Annotated in this window: 19 protein-coding genes and 1 tRNA gene; 6 read left to right on the top strand and 14 right to left on the bottom strand. The window is 32.2% G+C overall.

Annotated features, from left to right (window positions below; genetic code table 11):
• Positions 1–113 precede the first annotated feature (113 nt).
• On the top strand, positions 114–689 hold the full coding sequence (locus WNY60_RS08815) for a hypothetical protein (RefSeq protein WP_342862132.1): 576 nt from the start codon (positions 114–116) through the stop codon (positions 687–689).
• On the opposite strand, the gene WNY60_RS08820 is transcribed toward WNY60_RS08815, so the two are convergent.
• From WNY60_RS08820 to WNY60_RS08860, 9 genes are all read right to left on the bottom strand, one after another.
• Positions 686–2,209, bottom strand: coding sequence for a GH3 auxin-responsive promoter family protein (locus WNY60_RS08820; RefSeq protein ID WP_342862133.1), 1,524 nt, complete (start codon positions 2,207–2,209; stop codon positions 686–688). The genes WNY60_RS08815 and WNY60_RS08820 overlap by 4 nt on opposite strands.
• A gap of 212 nt (positions 2,210–2,421) precedes the next feature.
• Entirely contained in the window at positions 2,422–3,891 is a 1,470-nt protein-coding gene (gene guaB, locus WNY60_RS08825) for an IMP dehydrogenase (RefSeq protein ID WP_145000092.1), read from the bottom strand.
• Positions 3,892–3,964: 73 nt separating this feature from the next.
• Positions 3,965–6,391 carry a TonB-dependent receptor gene (locus WNY60_RS08830; protein ID WP_342862134.1) on the bottom strand — a complete coding sequence of 809 codons (2,427 nt, stop codon included), beginning with the start codon at positions 6,389–6,391 and terminating at the stop codon, positions 3,965–3,967.
• Positions 6,372–7,736 (bottom strand): HTTM domain-containing protein, encoded by a 1,365-nt coding sequence (locus WNY60_RS08835; RefSeq protein WP_342862135.1) that lies wholly within the window; start codon positions 7,734–7,736, stop codon positions 6,372–6,374. Before WNY60_RS08835 ends, WNY60_RS08830 begins: the two co-directional genes overlap by 20 nt.
• Positions 7,737–7,795: 59 nt before the next feature.
• Positions 7,796–8,893, bottom strand: coding sequence for an imelysin family protein (locus WNY60_RS08840; RefSeq protein WP_342862136.1), 1,098 nt, complete (start codon positions 8,891–8,893; stop codon positions 7,796–7,798).
• An 84-nt stretch (positions 8,894–8,977) separates the two neighbouring features.
• The gene (locus WNY60_RS08845; RefSeq protein WP_342862137.1) at positions 8,978–10,186 is read right to left on the bottom strand and encodes a DUF4856 domain-containing protein; all 1,209 of its coding nucleotides are present in this window, start codon (positions 10,184–10,186) and stop codon (positions 8,978–8,980) included.
• A 216-nt stretch (positions 10,187–10,402) separates the two neighbouring features.
• Entirely contained in the window at positions 10,403–11,266 is an 864-nt protein-coding gene (locus WNY60_RS08850) for a hydroxymethylglutaryl-CoA lyase (protein ID WP_342862138.1), read from the bottom strand.
• 29 nt (positions 11,267–11,295) lie between these two features.
• Positions 11,296–11,922 carry a LysE family translocator gene (locus WNY60_RS08855; protein WP_342862140.1) on the bottom strand — a complete coding sequence of 209 codons (627 nt, stop codon included), beginning with the start codon at positions 11,920–11,922 and terminating at the stop codon, positions 11,296–11,298.
• Entirely contained in the window at positions 11,923–12,957 is a 1,035-nt protein-coding gene (locus WNY60_RS08860) for a quinone-dependent dihydroorotate dehydrogenase (protein WP_342862141.1), read from the bottom strand.
• A 107-nt stretch (positions 12,958–13,064) separates the two neighbouring features.
• Between WNY60_RS08860 and pepT the strand changes: the two genes are divergently transcribed.
• From pepT to WNY60_RS08880, 4 genes are all read left to right on the top strand, one after another.
• A complete protein-coding gene (gene pepT / locus WNY60_RS08865; protein WP_339809215.1) occupies positions 13,065–14,306 on the top strand; it encodes a peptidase T in 1,242 nt (413 codons plus the stop codon).
• A gap of 11 nt (positions 14,307–14,317) precedes the next feature.
• A complete protein-coding gene (locus tag WNY60_RS08870) occupies positions 14,318–15,397 on the top strand; it encodes an L-dopachrome tautomerase-related protein (protein ID WP_342862142.1) in 1,080 nt (359 codons plus the stop codon).
• Between the two features lie 108 nt (positions 15,398–15,505).
• Positions 15,506–15,862, top strand: coding sequence for an SET domain-containing protein (locus tag WNY60_RS08875; RefSeq protein WP_342862239.1), 357 nt, complete (start codon positions 15,506–15,508; stop codon positions 15,860–15,862).
• Positions 15,863–15,984: 122 nt separating this feature from the next.
• Positions 15,985–16,362, top strand: coding sequence for a hypothetical protein (locus WNY60_RS08880; protein ID WP_145000111.1), 378 nt, complete (start codon positions 15,985–15,987; stop codon positions 16,360–16,362).
• 175 nt (positions 16,363–16,537) lie between these two features.
• On the opposite strand, the gene WNY60_RS08885 is transcribed toward WNY60_RS08880, so the two are convergent.
• Both WNY60_RS08885 and WNY60_RS08890 read right to left on the bottom strand, forming a co-directional pair.
• A tRNA-Tyr gene (locus WNY60_RS08885) sits at positions 16,538–16,619 on the bottom strand.
• 184 nt (positions 16,620–16,803) lie between these two features.
• Positions 16,804–19,182 (bottom strand): TonB-dependent receptor, encoded by a 2,379-nt coding sequence (locus tag WNY60_RS08890; protein WP_342862143.1) that lies wholly within the window; start codon positions 19,180–19,182, stop codon positions 16,804–16,806.
• 163 nt (positions 19,183–19,345) lie between these two features.
• On the opposite strand from WNY60_RS08890, the gene WNY60_RS08895 reads away from it, so the two are divergent.
• Positions 19,346–19,948: a YdeI/OmpD-associated family protein gene (locus WNY60_RS08895; protein ID WP_342862144.1), complete on the top strand. Its 603-nt coding sequence runs from the start codon at positions 19,346–19,348 to the stop codon at positions 19,946–19,948.
• Between the two features lie 51 nt (positions 19,949–19,999).
• Here the strand turns inward: WNY60_RS08895 and yajC are convergent, their stop codons facing one another.
• The 3 genes from yajC to nusB form a co-directional block, all read right to left on the bottom strand.
• Positions 20,000–20,296: a preprotein translocase subunit YajC gene (yajC, locus tag WNY60_RS08900; protein ID WP_145000117.1), complete on the bottom strand. Its 297-nt coding sequence runs from the start codon at positions 20,294–20,296 to the stop codon at positions 20,000–20,002.
• Complete coding sequence (locus tag WNY60_RS08905; RefSeq protein ID WP_145000119.1) at positions 20,296–20,811, bottom strand: DUF1573 domain-containing protein; 516 nt, start codon at positions 20,809–20,811, stop codon at positions 20,296–20,298. The genes yajC and WNY60_RS08905 overlap by 1 nt, the downstream gene beginning before the upstream one ends.
• Before the next feature lie 86 nt (positions 20,812–20,897).
• Positions 20,898–21,842, bottom strand: coding sequence for a transcription antitermination factor NusB (nusB, locus tag WNY60_RS08910; protein WP_292944165.1), 945 nt, complete (start codon positions 21,840–21,842; stop codon positions 20,898–20,900).
• Positions 21,843–21,866 lie beyond the last annotated feature (24 nt).

The raw sequence follows: 21,866 nt of genomic DNA on the forward strand, positions 1-21,866 counted from the left end.
TTTTTATCTAAATGTGTTAAAAAACATTAGTTAAAAGTTAAATGGTTTTGTCTTAAGTTATTATAACTTATATTATTTTAATGATGTTAATTAAACTAATTATATTAATGCTAATGACAAACCAATTATACCCTAAAGCCGTAATACCTGAATCTATAAAAAATGAAATCGAAACTGCATTGTCTTTTTATCCAGAATTAAAAGACACTGCAATTAATTTTGAATTCAAGAAAAACATTAAAAAATCGACTATGCAAGCACAACCAACTGCTAGTAGTTTTTTAAAAAGAAAAGGTCAACGATCTTATAATATTTTTATAAGTGAAACTGTAAAAATTTCTGGTGAAGTTTTATACACAGTAGATATGCCACAAGAGGTATTAATAGGGTGGATTGGTCATGAGCTAGGTCATGTTATGGATTACAAAAACCGAAGCAACCTCAACCTGATGTGGTTTGGTGTAAAGTATCTATTATCCGACAATCATATTGCAACTGCAGAGCGTGCTGCAGATACTTATGCTGTACAATCAGGAATGGAACAATACATTTTAAAAACAAAGGACTTTATATTAAGTCAAGCAAATTTAGAGCAATCTTATATTGCACGAATTAAAAAATATTATTTATCTCCAGAAGAAATCATGGAAATTATAAATCAAAGAGATGCCAATCTTTCCGAGTCTTAATTTTCAGCAACAAATGCTTCCCAATCCTTAAACTTATCCTCTCCCATGACACGTTCCATTTTAACTTGACCTCCTTTTTTCTTATTAGCACCACTCCATTCGGCAAAAACCTCTGGGCTAATTACTTCTACTTTTACGCCTTCTAAAGCTTTACCTCTTGCAACTTTGTAGTTTTTATTAGCATTTTTTAAAAACTCATCTAATGCGTTTGCAATACTATTATTTGCTTCGTTTAAACTTTCAGATCCTAAATACCAACTATGGTAAAAACCATCTTCAAAACGTTTAGCACATAAAGTATATTCTGGGATTGCTGTATTAAACTTTTCTTCAAGATGCCTAATAGCATCATCCAATTTATTTACTGATAATTGCGATCCTACAGTGTTTAAAAAGAATTTAGTACGACCAGTAATTTTGATTTCAGCACGCTCAACATCAGTAAACTCAATAGTATCTCCAATCAAATAACGCCAAGCACCACTTACTGTACTGATAATTACAACATAATCTTGGTCTAATTGCACGTCTTTTAAAGTCACACTTGGTGCTTCGTTTTTTAAAGAACCATCTGGATTAATATATTCTGGTTTAAATGATACAAACTCAAAATAAATTCCGCCATCAGTAACCAACTGCATCGCATCTGTTTCTGGTCTAGCTTGAAATGCTAAAAAACCTTCTGAGGCTAAATAGGTATCAATCACAGTAACTGGTTTTCCTAATAAAGCATTAAAGCTTTTTTGATAAGGTCCAAAAGCAACACCACCTGAGGTATACACTTGAAGGTTTGGCCAAACATCGTGAATATTGTCTACTTTATGATAGTCGATAACCGTTTTTAACATTAGTTCCATCCAAGACGGAATTCCGCTTAAAGCGCCAATATCCCATTGTTTAGCTCGTTGTGCTATGGTCTCAACACGCTTATCCCAATCTTCAATTTTAGCTATATCTTCACCTGGTTTATAAAACCCTTTAAACCATGATGGAATATTACTAGCTGTAATACCACTTATTTCTCCTTCTAAATGATCATCTTTTTCTTTTAAATCTGTAGAGCTTCCCAACATCATCGCTTCTTTGCTAAAAAACTCGGCAGGCAAATCAAAATTACTTAATGCTGTGACTTGGTCTATTCCTGCTTGCTTAATTGCAGATAACATATCATCAGTCACAGGAATACGCTTACTAGTTTTTCCTGTGGTACCAGAACTTAATGCAAAATAAGACGGTTTTCCAGGCCAAGTTACATCCTCTAAACCTTCATGTAGTTTAGACCACCATTTGTCATTGATTTGGTTGTAATCAAAATAAGGCACACTATTAGCAAAAGCTACTTCTGGATTATCTGCTTTGCTTATTGCTTCAAAGTCATACGCCTTACCAAACATGGTGTCTTTAGCAGTACTCAATAAGTTTTGTAATACTTTTTGTTGTGCTTCTACAGGGTTAACTTCCGGAGTTAATGCCTCTTTTATGTTTATGGCACCTTTAATAATGTTTCCTATAATTTCCATGCTAAATATTGTTGGTTACGATGGTATATTTTAAAGCAAATACCTTTACTAATTTTATAGTTTGAAAATAGAACTATTTAAGCACTTCTTTAGTGTTGTTATAGTAAAATTAACACTTAGTTATAATTGGCTACAACAACTTAAAAATTTTGAAACAATAAAAAAGCACAACCAATGGTTGTGCTTTTTTTTATATAATTTAATCCTAAAACTTATCTAGAATAATTAGGAGACTCTTTAGTAATGGTAACATCATGCGGATGACTTTCGTTGATACCTGAAGCGGTAATTTTAACAAAGCGTCCTGTGTCTTGTAAAGTGGCAACATCTTTTGCTCCACAATAGCCCATTCCTGCTCTTAAACCACCTATAAATTGGTGTAAGCTTTCATATAATTCTCCCTTATAAGGTACACGTCCAACGATACCTTCTGGTACTAATTTTTTAATATCATCCTCTACATCTTGGAAGTAACGGTCTTTACTACCTTGCTTCATAGCTTCAACAGATCCCATACCTCTATACGATTTAAACTTACGTCCTTCATATATAATAGTTTCTCCTGGACTTTCTTTTGTTCCTGCTAGTAACGATCCTAACATAACTGTATCTGCTCCTGCAGCTAATGCTTTAGGAATATCTCCTGTATATCTAATTCCTCCATCTGCTATTACAGGTACTCCACTTCCTTTTATTGCTGCTGCTACTTCTAGCACTGCACTAAATTGAGGGAAACCAACACCTGCCACAACACGAGTCGTACAAATAGAACCTGGTCCAATACCAACTTTTACTGCATCTGCTCCTGCTTCAACTAAATATTTAGCTGCTGCTCCTGTTGCTATATTACCAACTATAACGTCTAATTTTGGGAATTTTTTCTTAATTTCTTTTAACACATTTACTACACCTTTAGTGTGACCATGTGCAGTATCAATTACAATAGCATCAACACCTGCGTTTACTAAAGCTTCGGCACGATCTACAGCATCTCCTGTTACACCTATAGCTGCTGCTACTCGTAAACGACCAAAAGTATCTTTATTTGCTATTGGCTTTTGTGTTAACTTAGTAATATCTCTAAAAGTAATTAAGCCTTCTAACTTATCACCTTCAACAATTAAAAGCTTTTCAATTTTATGTTGTTGTAATATTTTTTCGGCATCTTTTAAGGACGTTCCAACAGGAGCAGTAACTAGATTTTCGCTAGTCATAACCTCAACAATTGGTCTGTTTTTTTCATGCTCAAAACGTAAATCACGATTAGTTACAATTCCTTTTAATAATCCATTATCGTCTACTATAGGGATACCACCAATACCATGCTCTCGCATTGCATTATTAGCGTCTGCAACTACTGCAGTCATTGGTAAGGTTACAGGATCTATAATCATACCACTTTCGGCACGTTTTACTTTACGTACTTTAGTCGCTTGTTGCTCTATAGTCATGTTTTTATGTAACACACCAATACCACCTTCTCTAGCCATAGCTATAGCCATTTGACTTTCTGTAACGGTATCCATAGCTGCAGAAACTATTGGTACGTTAATGGTAATGTTACGTGTAAATTTTGATTGAATGTTGACTTCGCGAGGAAGAACATCAGAAAAAGCAGGTACTAAAAGGACGTCGTCGTAAGTTAATCCTTCTCCTACTATTTTATTTTCGTGTGCTGTCATTGCAATTAGAATTAATTGCGAGTAAAGATACGTTTTATATATTAATCAAACTGCATAATTAACGGATTGTTGCTTAAAATTTCACCTCTAAGGTTGTATAAAAATTTCGGTTAGCCGAAGGAATGATTCCTGGTCCAGGATATCCTGTTGCACGTCTTGTATAATAAGCGTTATCCAAAAGGTTGTTTACTCCTGCTTCTAGCTTAAATTGTTTGTACTTGTACGACAAAGACACATCTAAGACATCGTATGCAGGAATCTCTCCAATTACACCACTTATATTACCTTCTGTCGCATTAGTCGCATCTGTAAATTGAGAGGACAAATAGGTATATTGAATATTAGATAAAAAGTCTTTGTAACCTAATCTAACACCTGTTTTAAAGTTATAGTTTGGTATAAACTCCACCTTACTACCTTCTACTCCAAGCTCTTCAGATTTTGTATACTCTGAGTCTACATATGAAAAATTGACATAATAGTTAAGTATATAATCTTCGTTTTTTAGCAGTAGGTTTTCTAAATTAAATTCTACTAAACTCTCAATACCATACATCATGGCATCTCCAACGTTTCCTCTTTCGCTTTTAATATTTCCGTCAGAAAGTACACGTTGCACAAATCCTATTCTGTCATTATAAAATAAGCTAAACGCACTAACGTCGTACGATATATTGTTAGACCATTTACCTCTTGCTCCTGCATCCACAGTAAACCCACTTTCGTCATCAATATCTGGACTAATAATAAATGCTGGATTATTAATACTTATATCAGAAAATGTTACTGATCTGTAGTTTTGCGAAATATTTCCGTAAACCTCAAACGCAGTACTTGGTTTATAACTTGCACCTAAACCTAATAACACAAATGAGCGTTCCTTGGTTAAGTCATCTTCAATTTTTTCATTTAAAATAACATTACCTGCAGCATCTGTATTTATACGTCTAAAAAAACCATCACTTTGGGTATTAATATATTCAAATCTAAAACCAGGAGTTATAGATAGCTTATCGTTTAAATACACAATGTTTTCTCCAAAAACAGCAACATTTAAATTAGGGTAAGTAAAGCTAGATTGGTTACTGTAATTTGGAAATGCATCATACTGGAAATCAAAATTTGGATCTGAACCATCACTTCCAGGACCTTGCTCAGAGGTGTTTTCTGCTTTATAAAACTTAGCCCCAAGTAAGCCAATGGACTTTTTACCAAACAAATTATAGTTGGTTAAAACTCTGGTTTCAAAACCATAGTTATCAAATTCTCCTTTTATTAAATCTCTTTCTGTATTAGCATCAGGTTGATCCACACGGTTAGTCCTAAACCCTAAAGCGTCTCTAGACGCATTTAATCCAAATGCATTAAATGTAAAGTTTGTGTTTTCAGAAAACTTATGAGACAGTTTTAAATTATACAGCAACCAATCCACCTGAAACCAGTTTCTAGAACGATTACTTTGGTATGGATCTGCTTCAAACTGATCATCGTTTAATCCTCCACCTTGCTTAGCTAAGTATCTTAAATAAGTTACCTCTCCTTCCAACTTAGTATTATCATTAAACTGATATCCTAAATGCGCGTAAAAATTTTTAGATTCAAAATTAGAGTTTGGTCTAAATCCGTCTCCTTTTTTATAGTTAAAAAACGTATAATAACTAAACTTACCTTTGGTACCACTTGCGCTAGTAAAGTTGGTGTATAGTCCATTACTTCCAACCGTGTTTCTTGTAATCAGTTCTAATGGTTTTTCAGTATTTGGTGTTTTCATTTTAAAATTAACCAAACCACCAAATTGCGTTCCGTATTGCAATGAAGCTGCACCTCTAACAATTTGTATTTCTTGTAATGCCTCTGCAGTTGGTGTGTAATAACTCTCAGGATAACCTAGTACATCTGCACTAATATCGTATCCATTTTGGCGTGTATTAAAATTAGCTGTACGGTTTGGATCCAAACCACGTCCACCAATATTTAACTGTAAACCTGCATCGTCATTTTGATAAATGTTTAAACCTGCTACTTGACTGTATAATTGTCTGGCATTATTAGCACCAAGATTAGCCATGGATTGGTCTATTAAAACCACTTCTGTCTTTTTTCCAGCGTAAATAGCAGTGTCTTCAACGTCTGCTAATTGTTTTAGGCTAAATAATTTTGCTTTTCTAACGGTAATTTCTACTTCAGACAATGTTGTTTCGCTTAGAGGTAGTAATATTATTTTTAAGTTTTTAGCTTCGGTTGACGTCACTGTTTGCTCAAGCACTTGATATTCGTAATTAAAAAAAGTTAAATTAAGTGTTGCTTTTTCAGTTTCAAAATTAAAATTACCGTTAGCATCAGACTTGGTTATCAAACCCTTAACGGTATCATAAACGCCAACATCGCTTAGTGCTTCGCCATTTTGATTAGTAATTGTACCAGAAATTTGCTGTTGTGCTAACATGCTAAAAGCAGATAACATCAATAATAGTAATAGGTTATAGTCCTTTAATTTCATCTGTAAATGGTAAAATCCAGTGTTTATGTTTAAACGATTCTTTTTCTTGGTACAAATTTACGCTTTCGTCAATAAATAATTGGCTTAATCGTCCATTTAAAGCTACATAACTTTTAGCGTGCACTTGTACATTTTTATAGCCTTGTTTGGTAAAATGATCGCCTAAGTAATGTGCATATTCTAAAATAAAATCAGGCTGAAAACTCATTTGTTTTTCCTGTAAAGGCGTCAAAAAATCGGCATTATTGACTAAAAACGTATTCCCTTGCTCGTCCTTAATTTTAAAGGTTGTGTTTCCCATTTTTTCCATTAACATGACTCGCCATGAGAAACGATAACCTTCTTCTGTCCAAAACAATTCGCCTGGATACAACAAATATCTAAACGGAAGTAACAGTTGCACCACAAAAAATAAACCTAGAATTGGTAGTACTAATTTACGATGACGTACTGTGTAGACTGATTTAAATGATATATGTTGCGCTTTCGCGGAAATAAAGCCAAGCAGCGACTTTATTTTTTGTATTATTTTATGATGAAACGAGGCATCAAAAAAGATTAATGCACTTACTATCATAACAAACGGAAACATCCCAATAGGAAACAAAACACGTGTGAATACATGGAAAAATATGACCATTATAAAAGCTACAAATCGTGTACGTTTGTACAGTAAAAAAAACGGAATTAGTAAATCATATAACATACCTGACCAGCTCATAGCGTAATGAAACCAATCTTGCTGCATAATAGTTTCGCCAATAAATGGTAAGTCGTATTTAGAGCGTAACCAAATTTTTAAGGGTTGGGCTTTTAATAACCAATCGCTGTTTATTTTGGCTAATCCTGCGTAAAAATAAACAATACCTAACAGTAGCTTTATAGCGTCTATACTCCATTTAGGAATACTTTTATAGCTAATTTTTGATGTATAGTTATCTAATGAAAAATAGGCATTAGCTGGTAAAAACAGCATTAAAAAGCTAAGAATACTTATAAAGTAATAATGATTTAAATAGGTGGTTTTTTCGATTAACTCTATATAAGTAAAGCTAATAAAAAAGGTAATTATGGCTAATCTGTATTTATAACCAATAGCGACAAATAAAGCTGACAAACCACAAATAAAAAATAGTAAATAGGTATACTCACCTAAGGATTTAACCCATTCAAAACCGTAATACTTAAAATGAAATTGAGGTTGTACATAAACCGTATCAATCCATCCTTTTAACCAATAACGAATCATACCATAACACATCATTAATCCAAAACCAATCCTGAACACAGCCAAAGGAGCTGCATCTGTGGTTTTGTTTAGATATGTTTTTAGGTTTAATTGCATAATATAAAAAAAGGTTGACTCTTTTAAATCAACCTTTTATTTATTATTGTTACTTGATATTAATCTCCATCTGCATCAACGTAATCTACACTTACATTAAAAGCTTGTAACATATCTACTTTTAAAGATATAACTACTAGTTGTAAGGCGTCATATGCTTCAGTCATTTTTACACTATCAACTTCAACTTGCGTTTTTAAATCCGCATTTAAATTTTGTATTTTTTGTCTAGCATCATCAATTCTTGTATTAATTAATGTTGCTAAATCAGTTCTGTCCAATGCTACTAAATACTTATAAAAGCCTTCTCCTGTTGGAGTTGTACTAGAGGCTTTACCATTATAGATATTTTGTACATTATCTAAAGCTATAATTGCTAAATCTCTGGAGATTGTTCCATTATAAATAGCTTCTGCTTTGTCTGATAGTGAGGTTGCAGAAAATACACCTGCAGGAATACCAAACTTATTAGCACGTAATCCTTTTTCGAAATAAAAAATATAGTCGTTTATAAATTTATTTACTGCACTTGATGCTGTATTTTCTGTGCTATTAACAAATACAGTTCTGTAATTTGTTGTCCAATCCGTTAACACGTTTTGTGTTAAGCTATTCATTTGTGCAATTAAATCTGTTAAGTATGTTACGTAGTTTGCGTTTGTATACTTATTTAAAATGTCTGCATCTGTTGTTGCTATACCATGTAACATGTAATCTACAGCAGGAAAACCTACAGCATCATTATTAGCAGCTGCTAATAAATCGTAGTTTCCGTTAGCGATATTAGCTTCAATGTCTGCTACTGTTGTAGGATAGACATTCATTTTAAAGTTATATTGTAATATTTCGGCTTGACCGATATTAAAAGGCTCTACTAATTGCCAATCTTTATATGCACTTACAAAAGCAGCTCTAATATTATCCAAATTAGCTTGGTTTGGCGTTGCTGTAAACGTATTATTTACATCAGATAAGGTTTGTAAAGCTGATTTTAAATTTTGAATCCTTGGTATAATTATATTGTCTGCTAAGTTGGTTTGCATAGCAACCCTATTATAATTATCAGGCGTAGCACTAGTGCTGCTTCCTGTGTCATCAGACTCCGAACATGCTACTATTAATAACATAATAGCAAAGATGTAAACTAACTTTTTCATAATTAAATTTTTTTCTTTTTCAGTGTGCAAAAATAAAACATAGCAGTCGTTTAAATAAACGACTGCTGTAATAAATTATATATTTTATAAACTACCAGCTTGACCTGCAGTAAAATAAAACTGAGCTGCTATAGTATTAGAAATGGCATCTAATGAAGACGCTGTTACATCCCAAAATCCATCTCCTAACATTAACTGATCTAACATTTGTTGTACCTCGTCTTTAGTAAAATAAGGATCGTTTGTACCTGGTTGTCTTGTAAATTGTAAGCTATAAATAAATCCGTAAGCTTCTGACAATGCATGAAATGCTGATGCCTTATCTAAATCTAAATTAGCTTTACCTTGTTGTAAATAATAGATGGCTCTAATACCAATAACAGCAGATATTTTTCCTCTAATTACTTGTGCTTGTACATCACGTAATTCATAATCTTTAGCAACGATTGCTGCACGACCTAATTTAAATGCGTTATAGATATCTAATGCTATACCTTCAAAATCAGGATCTTCATTTACCTTAGCAACATATTCACTTAAAAATTTATCTGCTTCGTATACTGGTACAGCTGGATTGTCTTCATTACCATATAAGTAACCGTAAGCCTCATCCCATTTGTGCTCCATGGTAGTATAGTTATTTGTACCATCTAATACACCAGCCGAATTATTAGCCTTGTTATCAGCTTCGTCTAAAACAGATAGACTTAAATAATTATTTAACATTTGGTCTACCATCAATGCACCAATTACACCTTTTGCAAATGCTTGATTATACTCTAAACCTCTGTCATTTACATAACGTGTTGCTCCACCACCTACTTGCTGTAATTGTCCTGCAACTCCTGCTGTTGCTGTTGTTGACCAATTAGGGAATACTGTATTTACTTGTTCTTCAATAAAAAAATCAAAAGTCGCTTTGATGTTATTGGCATCTGTTGTATTTGCTGAATAAAAATCTGTAGATGCTGCAATTTTACTTCTTACGTTTTTATCTGATGCGTTTAAGTTTGCGTCTGAAAAATCGTTAGCATCTTGCACGTGTGCAAACATGTTATCTAGAATAGCTTCTGTATTAGAAGGGTCTACCATACCTGAAACAATTTCTTGAGCCATTTGGATACGTGTTGTTTGACCACCAAAACTAACTGTTGAGTTTCCATCTCTTTCAAACGTATACGTATCTGGAGCTGTTACGTTATTAGTAAAAACCTGATTGTTGTCATCGTCACTGCTACAAGACGTTAGTGCTAACGTAGCAAATGCAGCTAATCCTAATGCGATTTTTTTCATTTTTTTGTGTTATATTAAGTTTAATTGTTATTTAGACTAATTACAAATAGATTTGCAATTTGACTGCAAAAATAAAAACGAAAAGCATTTCATGCAAGTTTATTTAGAATAAATTTAAATTAAAAACACACAAAGCCATTAACAGTTTGTAAATCAAAAAGTTACAGCTGTTAAAATTTTTTCATTTTTAATGAAAGTTAATGAGTTATAGGATGGTTAGTGGTAGGCTTTAAATATTTTAGAGGCCTCATTGTAAGCACTTTCAAAAGACATCGCATTTAAATTATTAACCTTTTTTGAAGTTAAATAGGATAACACTTTTTCGGTTGGCATATTACCTGTTAAATCGTCTTTAGCCATAGGACAACCACCAAAACCTTGGATTGCACCATCAAAACGTTTACAGCCTGCTTTGTAAGCAGCGTCAATTTTTTCAAACCAAGAATCTGGTGTGGTATGTAGATGTGCACCAAACTCGATTTCCTTATAATGCGGAATTAAATTAGAGAAGAGGTACTCTATATTTTCTGGATTTGAGGTTCCGACAGTATCACTTAATGATAAAATTTTTACTCCCATTTTACTTAAACGCTCAGTCCACTCTCCTACTATTTCTACATTCCATGGATCTCCATAAGGATTACCAAATCCCATGGATATATAGACTACAACTTGTTTATTAGCTGCATCTGCTTGATTTAAAATATCCTGAAGTAATACGATTGATTGTGCTATAGTCTTATGCGTGTTACGCATTTGAAAATTTTCTGAGATAGAAAACGGATAACCTAGATAGTCTATTTCTGGGTGTTTGCAAGCGTCTGCTGCACCTCTAGAGTTTGCTATAATAGATAACAATTTACTACTAGTAGTACTTAAATCTAGTTTAGATAATACCTCTGCAGTATCCACCATTTGCGGAATTGCTTTTGGAGATACAAAGCTACCAAAATCAATTGTATCAAAACCAACACGAAGCAACGATTGTATGTATTGCACTTTTTGATCTGTAGGTATAAACTGTTTAATGCCTTGCATGGCATCTCTTGGACATTCTATAACTTTTACTTGATTTGACATTTTGTATATAATTCTTCTATAAAAATAGTTTAATTTTCTGAAAGGAATATAAAAATAGCTAAACCAATAAACACAACAATCTGTAACCACTTTAAAACCAACCCAATATTTTTACTTTGTTTTAAATAATCCGAAATAAATCCTGCTAAAATTGCGATTAATGCAAAAACTATAAAAGACGTAGCCATAAATAATAAACCTAACACATAAAATTGCGTAACAGTATTAATGGTATCACTATATAAATACGCTGGAAAAAATGCCAAAAAGAAAATAGATACTTTAGGATTTAGCACATTCATGATCACACCTTGTTTAAACAACTGTATCAAGCTTTTTTTTGGAGCAGCATCATTACTTAAGCTCACAGTTGCATCACTTTTAAAAACTTTAAAAGCCAAGTATAGTAGGTATATTGCACCTAAGCTCTTGATAATAAAAAACAACGTATCACTTTCTTTTATAATAGCAGACACTCCAAAAGCAACTAAAGTAGTATGCACTAAACAACCAGAAATTAAACCGCAAACGGTCGCTATACCATATTTACGTCCATTAGTAATGCTTTGCATTAAAACGTAAATATTATCAGGTCCTGGTGATAACGCTAATGCTGTTGTGGCTAAAATAAATCCGAAAAGTATTTCGTAATTCATTTACCCTTTGTTTAAAATAGCTTTATTAATTTTTTTAATAAGACTTGGTCCTTCATAAATAAAACCCGTATAAATTTGGACTAAGTCCGCTCCTGCTTGAATTTTATCTAAAGCATCTTGTCCAGAATGGATACCTCCTACGCCAATAATTGGGAAGGCTTTATTGCTTTTATCTGCAAGGTATTTAATCACTTTAGTAGATTTATCTTTAACTGGTTGTCCGCTAACACCACCATTACCTATTTCGGCTAGCCTTTCTGCGGAAGCTTTTAAATTAGAGCGATCCACAGACGTATTGCTTGCAATTACACCATCTAAATTAGTTTCGGCAATTAGCTCGATAATTTCATCTAATTGAATAGTATTTAAATCTGGTGCAATTTTAAGTAAGATTGGCTTTTGTTTTTCAAACGTGTTATTCGCTTTTTGCACAGTACTAATAAGCTCTAACAAATAGTCTTTATCGTTTAATTTAGCATGACTACCCACATTTGGGCAACTTACATTAAGTACAAAATAATCTACATATGGATGTAACCCATTAAAACACGCCAAGTAATCCTTGGTATAATCCTCAGGTTTAGTTTGTGTGTTTTTTCCAATATTACCACCAATAATAAGTTTCCCTTTGTTTTTTTTAAGTTGAATAATGGCTTGTTCTAAACCTTCGTTATTAAAGCCCATTCTGTTAATAATCCCTTGATCGTCTTTTAGCCTAAACAGACGTTTTTTTGGATTACCAACCTGACCTTTTGGCGTAACAGTACCAACCTCTATAAAACCGAAACCAAAGTTTGCCAATTCATTATACAACACCGCATTTTTATCAAAACCTGCTGCTAATCCCACTGGGTTTTTAAAGGTTAAACCGAAAAGTTTACGTTCTAATTTAGGATCTTCAATAGTATACAAACGTCTATACAATGACGCCATACTTGGAATCTTAGACGTTACTTTTACTAATGAAAATGTGAAATGATGAATTTTTTCAGGATCGAAACTAAAAAATAAAGGTCTTAGAAGGGATTTGTACATCTTAATAGGTTTGCACAAAAGTAATTCTAATTAAAAAATTGAGCAATTCAAAAGCTAAAAAACTTAATAATTGTAACTTTATACCCTCAATTAAAAGTTAAAGAAAAATGATTTCAAAAGAAGATATAATTAAAAGATTTGTAGGTTACGTAACTGTGGATACTGAGTCTGATCCAGCAAGCGACACAACACCTAGTACTGCTAAACAATGGGATTTAGCAAATGCATTAGTAGACGAGCTAAAAGCTATTGGTCTAGAAGATGTTACCATAGACAAGCACGCTTATATAATGGCAACTTTACCTAGTAATGTGGATCATGATGTGCCAACTATTGGATTTATTTCTCATTTTGATACAACTCCAGATTTTACAGGTGCTAATGTAAAGCCTCAAATTATTGATAAATATGATGGAAAAGATATTGTTTTAAATGCAGCAGAAAATATTGTATTATCTCCTGATTATTTTGAAGATCTACTGTTATACAAAGGTCAAACATTAATTACAACAGACGGAACAACACTTTTAGGAGCAGATGATAAAGCTGGTATTACAGAGATTGTATCTGCAATGGAATATCTTGTTGCTAACCCACAAATCAAACACGGAAAAATTAGAGTTGGGTTTACTCCTGACGAAGAAATTGGTCGTGGTGCACATAAATTTGATGTCGAAAAATTTGGTGCAGATTGGGCTTACACAATGGATGGTAGCCAAATTGGAGAATTAGAATACGAAAACTTTAATGCTGCAGGAGCGGTTGTAAAAGTAAAAGGAAAGATTGTACATCCAGGTTATGCTAAAGGTAAAATGGTTAACTCAATGTACATTGCTACAGAGTTTATCAACTCGTTACCAAGATTAGAAACTCCGGAGCATACTGAAGGTTACCAAGGATTTTTCCACCTGTACTCTATTTCTGGAGAAGTAGAAGAAACTGTTTTAGAATACATTATTAGAGATCACGATTTAGGTCATTTTAAAGCTAGAAAAGAAATGATGCAAAAGTTAACCGATGAGCTTAATGAGCAGTATGAAAGAGAAGTTGTGACTATTGAAATTAAAGATCAATATTTTAATATGAAAGAAAAAGTGGAACCTGTAATGCACATTGTTGATATTGCAGAAGAAGCTATGAAGCAATTAAATATCAAACCATTGATTAAAGCCATTCGTGGTGGTACAGACGGATCGCAATTAAGTTACATGGGCTTACCTTGTCCAAACATCTTTGCTGGAGGACATAATTTTCATGGTCGTTATGAGTATGTTCCTGTGGAAAGTATGATAAAAGCAACAGAAGTGATTTGCAAGATTGCCGAAATTACTGCAGAACAAAACAAATAAAATAAACAACTATGAAAAAGTTATTTCTTTTAACCTTTATTACGTTTAGTCTTATAGCCTGTAAAACGGATAAAACTAAAACAACAATAGATACCGTAAACCAAGCCATAAAGCAAGATAGCATTATAGTAACCAAAGTAGCAGAATTTACAGGTCAACAAGTAACAGGTGTTACAGTAAGCGATTCTGGTCGTGTTTTTGTTAACTTTCCGCATTGGAGACCTACAGTTAAACATTCTGTCACAGAAGTAATTGGCCAACAATCCATTGCTTATCCAAATCAAAAATGGAACAGTTGGACCACTGATGCTAAAATAACAGATTCTGTTTTTGTAGCTGTGCAATCTGTTGTAGCTTCTAAAAATCAACTGTTTGTAGTAGATACTAGAAATCCATTTTTTAAAGGTGTACTATCAAACCCAAAGCTATTTGTATTTAATTTAGACAACAACAGTTTGCAAAAGGTCTACACCTTGACTGATGCTGTATTTTTCAAAGACTCTTACATAAATGATGTACGCATTGATAGAGAAAATAACATGGCTTATTTTACAGATTCTGGACATGCAGGTTTGTTAGTTTTAAATTTAGAAAGTGGACTTTTTAAACGTGTATTAACAGACCACAGCTCTACAACCTCTGAGACAGACCATCTAACTATTAATGGTACACAGTGGAAAAATACTGTTCACTCTGATGGTATAGCACTAAATCCATTAGATAGTAAACTGTACTATCATGCTTTAACTGGCTATACTTTATATGCTATACCTACGACGTTATTGATTAATGGAAGTGATGAAGCTATTGAAGCTGGAGTAGAAACTATAGCCAAAACAGCTGCTCCTGATGGCATGATATTTGACAAATATGCTAATTTATATTACGCAGATTTAGAAAATAATGCTATTATAAAAAGAACTCCAGATGGTCAAACAACAACAGTTGTCGAAGGCGATTTAGTCCGTTGGGCAGATACTTTTAGTATTTTTAATAATGAGTTATATTACACTAATTCTAGGATAAACGAAATCACAGGACCAATACCTACCATGACGTTTCAAGTAAATAAAATAGCTTTAGAGGAGTAGAAAACTTATAGTTTCACATTTAATTAGATTGACATTAAAACAACTATTACACAAAACAATACTATTGACGCTTTAGAAGCAGACTATTTATACGTCAAAACCTCTCAGATACCTGAAGCAGGCAATGGGTTATATACTGCTATAGATATATACAAGGATGAAATTATTTCCATTTTTAAAGGAGAAATTATTGATGCATCAGAAGCAGCAAGCAGAGTACAGCAAAACCTAGATCGTTATTTTATTAATTTATTAGATGGTCGCATCATGGATAGTATGCATACCGACTGTTTTGCTAAATATGCAAACGATAGTAAAGGTAAAAATAATAGTCCATTAAAAAACAATGCTAAAATAGGTTTAGACGATGATGGCAATGTTTGTATTATAGCAATAAAACAGATTGTTTCTGGTGAAGAAATTTTTTGTGGTTATGGTAAGCAATACTGGAAAAAACACAGATAATTTAAAACGAGATAAAGTTTTATCCTTAATTTTAAAATAAACATCTACAATTGATTTTTTCTAAGGACAAAAAAAATTAAATTTGCATCAAAAAGCAACTAACCCTATTTTAATCTTACCCTTTGGAAAATAAACAAGCCATTACTGTAATAGACCGTATTCTGAAAAACTTAGACGCTACAGGTATTACTTCAGATACATTAATAGACGATATTAAAACTTTAAGAACTTATACTATTGAGGTAGAAAACCCTTTGGCAGTAAAAGTCCTTCGTTATACTTATGAGCATATCGAAAATAACGACTCTTTTCTTATTCCAATACCAGAGGATACACCATTAGAGGATGAATCATTAGAATCTGATACAGAAGATGTTATAGAAACAGAATTAGATCCAATAGAGAGTTTAAAGTATGTGATTTCATTAATTAGAAATCTTGACAATGCTTCTAACATATCAGATTTAAAATATTACAAAAAAGCTTTAGTAGATTTTTAATTTATTAAAAGCAATTATAAGTTTAATATACTTATTTATATAAATATAAGCCTTTATCAGTATATCTGTTAAAGGCTTTTTTTATTCTGAAATTATATTCAGACATATCTTAGAATAAATAAAATTATAACGCATAAAAAAGCCTTCTTAAATTTAAGAAGGCTTTTTAAAAATGTGGGGAGAGCAGGATTCGAACCTGCGAAGACGTAGTCAGCAGATTTACAGTCTGCCCTCGTTGGCCGCTTGAGTATCTCCCCAAAACTGATTGCAAATATATTTAAGTTTTACTATTAAACAAACAAAAAAGTACTGTTTTTTGATGTCATTTTTTTCGGTATTGATTTTTAATAAGTTAGCTTCAATTTATTTTTAATTAAAAATAATAAACTAAAAAAAGCGTAACATTTTTAGTGTTACGCTTTAAAGACTAACTCAATTTATTTAAAATTTGTAGGTCAAAATTCCTGCAAAATTTCTTGGGTCTGTTTGATTAATATAGCTGGTTCTATAAGCGTTGTAACCTATTGAATCAAATACATTATTAACCAACACTCTAAAATTCCAATGGTTATTTAAAGTATAAGCAACTTGAGCATTGACCTGTGTGTAAGCTTCAACATTAAAAGGCTCTTGATTTGGAACAATCCCTTGGTGAGTAACAGCACCTGAACTCCAGTCATTAATAGGTCGTTCGCCAGTATAATATACTCCTCCTCCAACAGACAAACCTTCAAGTTGTTGTTTAAAGCTATAGTCAGCATAAATATTAAAAGTATGCTTTGGTGTATTTAATGGTGCAGATCCATAGACATAAGATGTATGCTCCTTATACTGTGCATCAATGTAAGAATATCCTGTAATTACTTCCAAGTTATCCAAAACACGACCACTTAATTCCACTTCAACACCTTTTCTCTCATCATTACCACCTTTTGCATAATATCCAGTTTCTTCCCAGTTAATATCATAAACAGGAAGATTAATGTCTTTATTATTTATTTTAAAATAAGTTAAGTTAAAACGCAACCTACTATTTAACCAATTTGTTTTAATACCAGTTTCAAATTGATCATAACGTTCGTTACCTAATTCATTACCATTAACATCTAATCTAGTTCCTGTTCTAGGATACGAACTGTTTGTATAAGAAGCAAACAGGTTAATGTTTTGAAAAGGTGATATAATAATACCTCCTAATGGATTAAAAGCATCACTTTCGGTAGTTTCAGTGTCTGTAATTGTTCTTGTTTTACTGTAACGTAAACCAAAAAAACCTTTTAAATATTTATTAAAAGTAACCACATCCTGAGCAACAAAACCAAAAGCTTTAGATTTTGCAGCTAATGCGGATTGAGTAGACAGTGTAATATCATTTGGTAATTTATTACTATTACTTGCAAACACGTCTATAGTATCTATAATAGATACATTTTGTGAAGTTGTGTTATAATTAGTCGTACGATAATCAAAACCAACTTGAAATGTATGAGAAATAGTTCCTGTTTTTAATTGATCACCAACTAAATCAAATTGCAGCACACTGTTATTATCTGCTCTTGTTGACACTGAATAACCTCTAGATTTTTGATTATATATTGCGTTACCATCAACATCACTAACAACACTACCTAGACTTGCACCTTTGTCATCCAAATCCAAATTTGACTTATAATAGGCACCTTTAAGACTCAACTTATCAGATAACTCACGATCAAGTCTAACTGCATATGTTGTGTTAGTTGTTAATGATTTATCATTCTCAAAACCTAAAAATTGATCATAAGGTAAATCATAAATCAAATTCTGGTCATTATCTCCAAGATTAACAGTACCAACGTCTGGTGTCCTACTATCTTCAAAATAATCCAACTCAAAAGTTACAGTCGTTTTGTCGTCAGCCTTCCATTGAAATGAAGGATTGATATAAAATCTATCAGAAGTAATTCCGTCTCTATAGCTATCAGCACGCTCTAATGCACCATTTAATCTAAATGCAGTCGTTTTGGATGTATTTAAAGGTCCATAAACATCAAAAGTTGTTCTTGCTTGACCAAAGCTTCCTCCTCTAAGTGACACATTGCCTCCAAACTCGTATTTAGGTGTTTTGGTTACAATATTAATTATTCCACCTGGACTTCCTAAATCTGTAGCAACACCTTGTGTAACTGATGCTGCGCCTTTTAAGACTTGTATATTATCAACACCTTGCATATCTGTTAGTATCCCTTGACCTCTAAAATCTGAATGTACTCTAACTCCATTTTTTAAAATAGGAATCCCTCTAAATCCACGAGAAGACATACTCTCCCTTTTATTACCATATGTTGCAAATGTATAAACTCCAGGTACATTTTTTACAGCATCCGAAATGGTTAAATTACCTTGTTGCTCAATCACTTTTTCAGAAATAATAGAAATACTCTGAATTTGTTCATAAGGCGCTAAAGGCAATCTTGTTAAAGCCTCAATTTTATCTGGATGTGTAAAACGACTTCCAAAAACTTCAACTTCGTCCAAATCGCCATCATATTGTAATTTAAATGATATAGATTTCGTTTCATTATCCGTAATAGTTATGTCTTGTTTAATTGACGTATAACCTACTGAAGATACTTTGATAGTATAACTTCCAGCCTTTACATCTTCAAGGATAAAAAACCCATCAACATTAGCTGATACTCCTACATTAATCTCTTCTAATAAGATGGTTGCAAATGGAATTTTTTCGTCGGAATTACTAGTCACAACTCCTGTGATTTTGGATTGCGAGAATGATAATTGAACTGCTAAAATTAGTATAAAACTTATTTTTTTAAACATGACACTATTTAGATTTATTATAAATAAAGCGCAAATATAAATCTCATTTTGATAATCACAAAGCTTATTTAGACTAAATATAAATAAAAAGTTATACTTATTTGATATAGAATAGAATACCCTTTTAAAAACTATTATCTTTAAAATTTAACTTATACAGCAAATGAAGAAAATATCATCCATAGAAGCGTATATACAAGATCATCCCAAATTTATAGACTCCCTTAACTATTTAAGACATTTACTTTTAAAGGCTGGCTTAAAAGAAACTATAAAATGGAATGCTCCTGTTTATATGATTGAAGGAAAAAATGTGATTGGTTTAGGTGCTTTTAAACACCACTATTGCTTATGGTTTTTTAATGGCAACTTATTGACTGACAAACAAAATATATTACATAATGCACAAGAAGGAAAAACTAAAGCTTTGCGACAGTTACGTTTTAATGATACAAGTGATATATCCGAAACGTTACTAATGTCTTATATAGAGGAAGCCATAATAAATCAAAAAAATGGTAAGGAAATTAAACCTGTTAAAACTAAAGTAAAAGATGTTGAGATACCTGATGAGTTACAAAGTGTTTTTAAAGAAGATAACACACTTTTTAAGGCATTTAAAGCTTTAACACCATCTAAACAACGTGAATACTGTAACTATATAAGTGAAGCCAAAAAAGAGGCTACAAAACTATCTAGAATAGATAAAATAACACCTATGATTGTTAAAAATAAGGGTTTACATGATAAGTATAAAAATTGCTAAATAAAAAAGGCGACCAATTGGTCGCCTTTTAATATATAATCTAGCTGTAAATTACTTTTTTAATTCAACAGCTGGCTTGTTTAAAGATTTACTCATTTCCATAGAAATAGCAGAACGATCAAACTTTAATTTTCCAGACATAGTTTCTATAACGCAACTATTATCCTTATCATTAAGCTGTGCAATTTTTCCATGCATTCCGCTTTTAGTAATTACCTTATCACCTGCTTTTAAATCCGAAGCAAAACGCTTTTCTTGTTTAGCACGTTTCATTTGTGGTGCAATCATAAAGAAGTACACTACAGCAAACATTGCTATTATAGGTAAAAATCCGCTAATTCCTTCCATTATTGTGTAAGTGGTCCTGGGTTAGCATTTGGATTTGTTCTAAGTGGTGCCTGCTTAACAGGTGCGTTAGGATCTGGAGTAATAAAAGCTGATATTTTTACAGACTCTTTACCAGTAGCTGTGTTAGCTGTGATGTTAATTACTTTAGATGTTTTGTTAGCTCCTTTTCCGTTAAATTTAACAGTAAAAGAATCAGACTCTCCAACAGCTAAAGGTGCTCTAGACCAATCTTGAGGAACTGTACATCCACAAGTACTTTTAATATCTGTAATAACTAAAGGTGCTTCTCCTTTGTTTGTGTAAGTAAATACTGTCTCTTGAGGTGTACCTGATACTATTTGACCAAAATCATGTTCTTTTTTATCAAACTCGATTACTGGTAACTTACCTGATTGTGCATCTCTCTCAGAAGCTGCTACTACATTGTTTGCATCAATTTTTGCTGCTGCATCTTGCTTACAAGATGATAAAGATATTAAGCATACTGCACTTAATAGAATCATTACTTTTTTCATAATACTTATTTTAGAATTTGTGTAGTTTATTATTAAACTGCCACTTAAATTAATTTTTGGTTTGTAAAAATAATAATATTTTTTGACTACATCAATCCTCGACCAACTTTATTTAATTTTCCTTCTTCTTGATATTCTTTTAACAATTTATCTAGAATTCCGTTAATAAAAATACTGCTTTTAGGCGTTGAGTATTCTTTAGCAATTTCTAGGTATTCATTAATTGTTACTTTAGTAGGAATTGAAGGAAAACTAGTTAACTCGCAAATAGCCATTTTTAATAAAACCATGTCTATAGTTGCGATACGTTCTGTATCCCAATTTTTAGTTTTATTAGCTATTTCTTCGCTTAATTTGGATTGGTTTAACATTGTTTTTTTAAACAAGTTAATTGCGTATTGTTTATCCTCGATATCTTTGTACAACTTAGGTGTAAGGAAACGCTCGTCTGATGTTTCTTTAATTTTTCTAAGTAATTTTAAAATAGCTGTATTTACTGTTGGAAGATCATCTAACCAAGTAAGGTTTTTATCTTCAATATAATCGTAAAGTTTCTCGTTAGGAGCTATTATTTCTTTAAATACATCTACTATAAAGTTTCTATCTTCTTTAAAGGTAGACGATTTAGTTTGCATGTATTCTTTATATAAATCACTAGCAATTATTTCCTTGTAGATAATATCTACATACTCATTATCTAGTTGCCAATTTTTAATATTGTTGACTTCAAAAGCTGTTTTTAAAGCCACGTTATTAGATAGTAGCTCTAGAACCTGATTGTTTATAAATTTTTTGTTGGGATTTTTTTCTTCTGCTGTAGCTAAATGCTTTTTCTGAATAGTTTCTAACTGCGTTTTAGATTTTTTACCGACCTCTATCATTAGGGATAGTGTCATTAGATATAAATTATACATATTGTCTATACTGTATAATAAAAATTTTTGGTCTTTAGAAAAATCATCACTTTCTGTACCATCAAATGCATATAAAACTTGCATTACTTTAACACGAATATGTCTTCTACTTAGCATACTTACAAAGAACTTTAGATTTCA

Source organism: Olleya sp. AS48 (assembly GCF_038900355.1).
GTDB lineage: Bacteria > Bacteroidota > Bacteroidia > Flavobacteriales > Flavobacteriaceae > Olleya.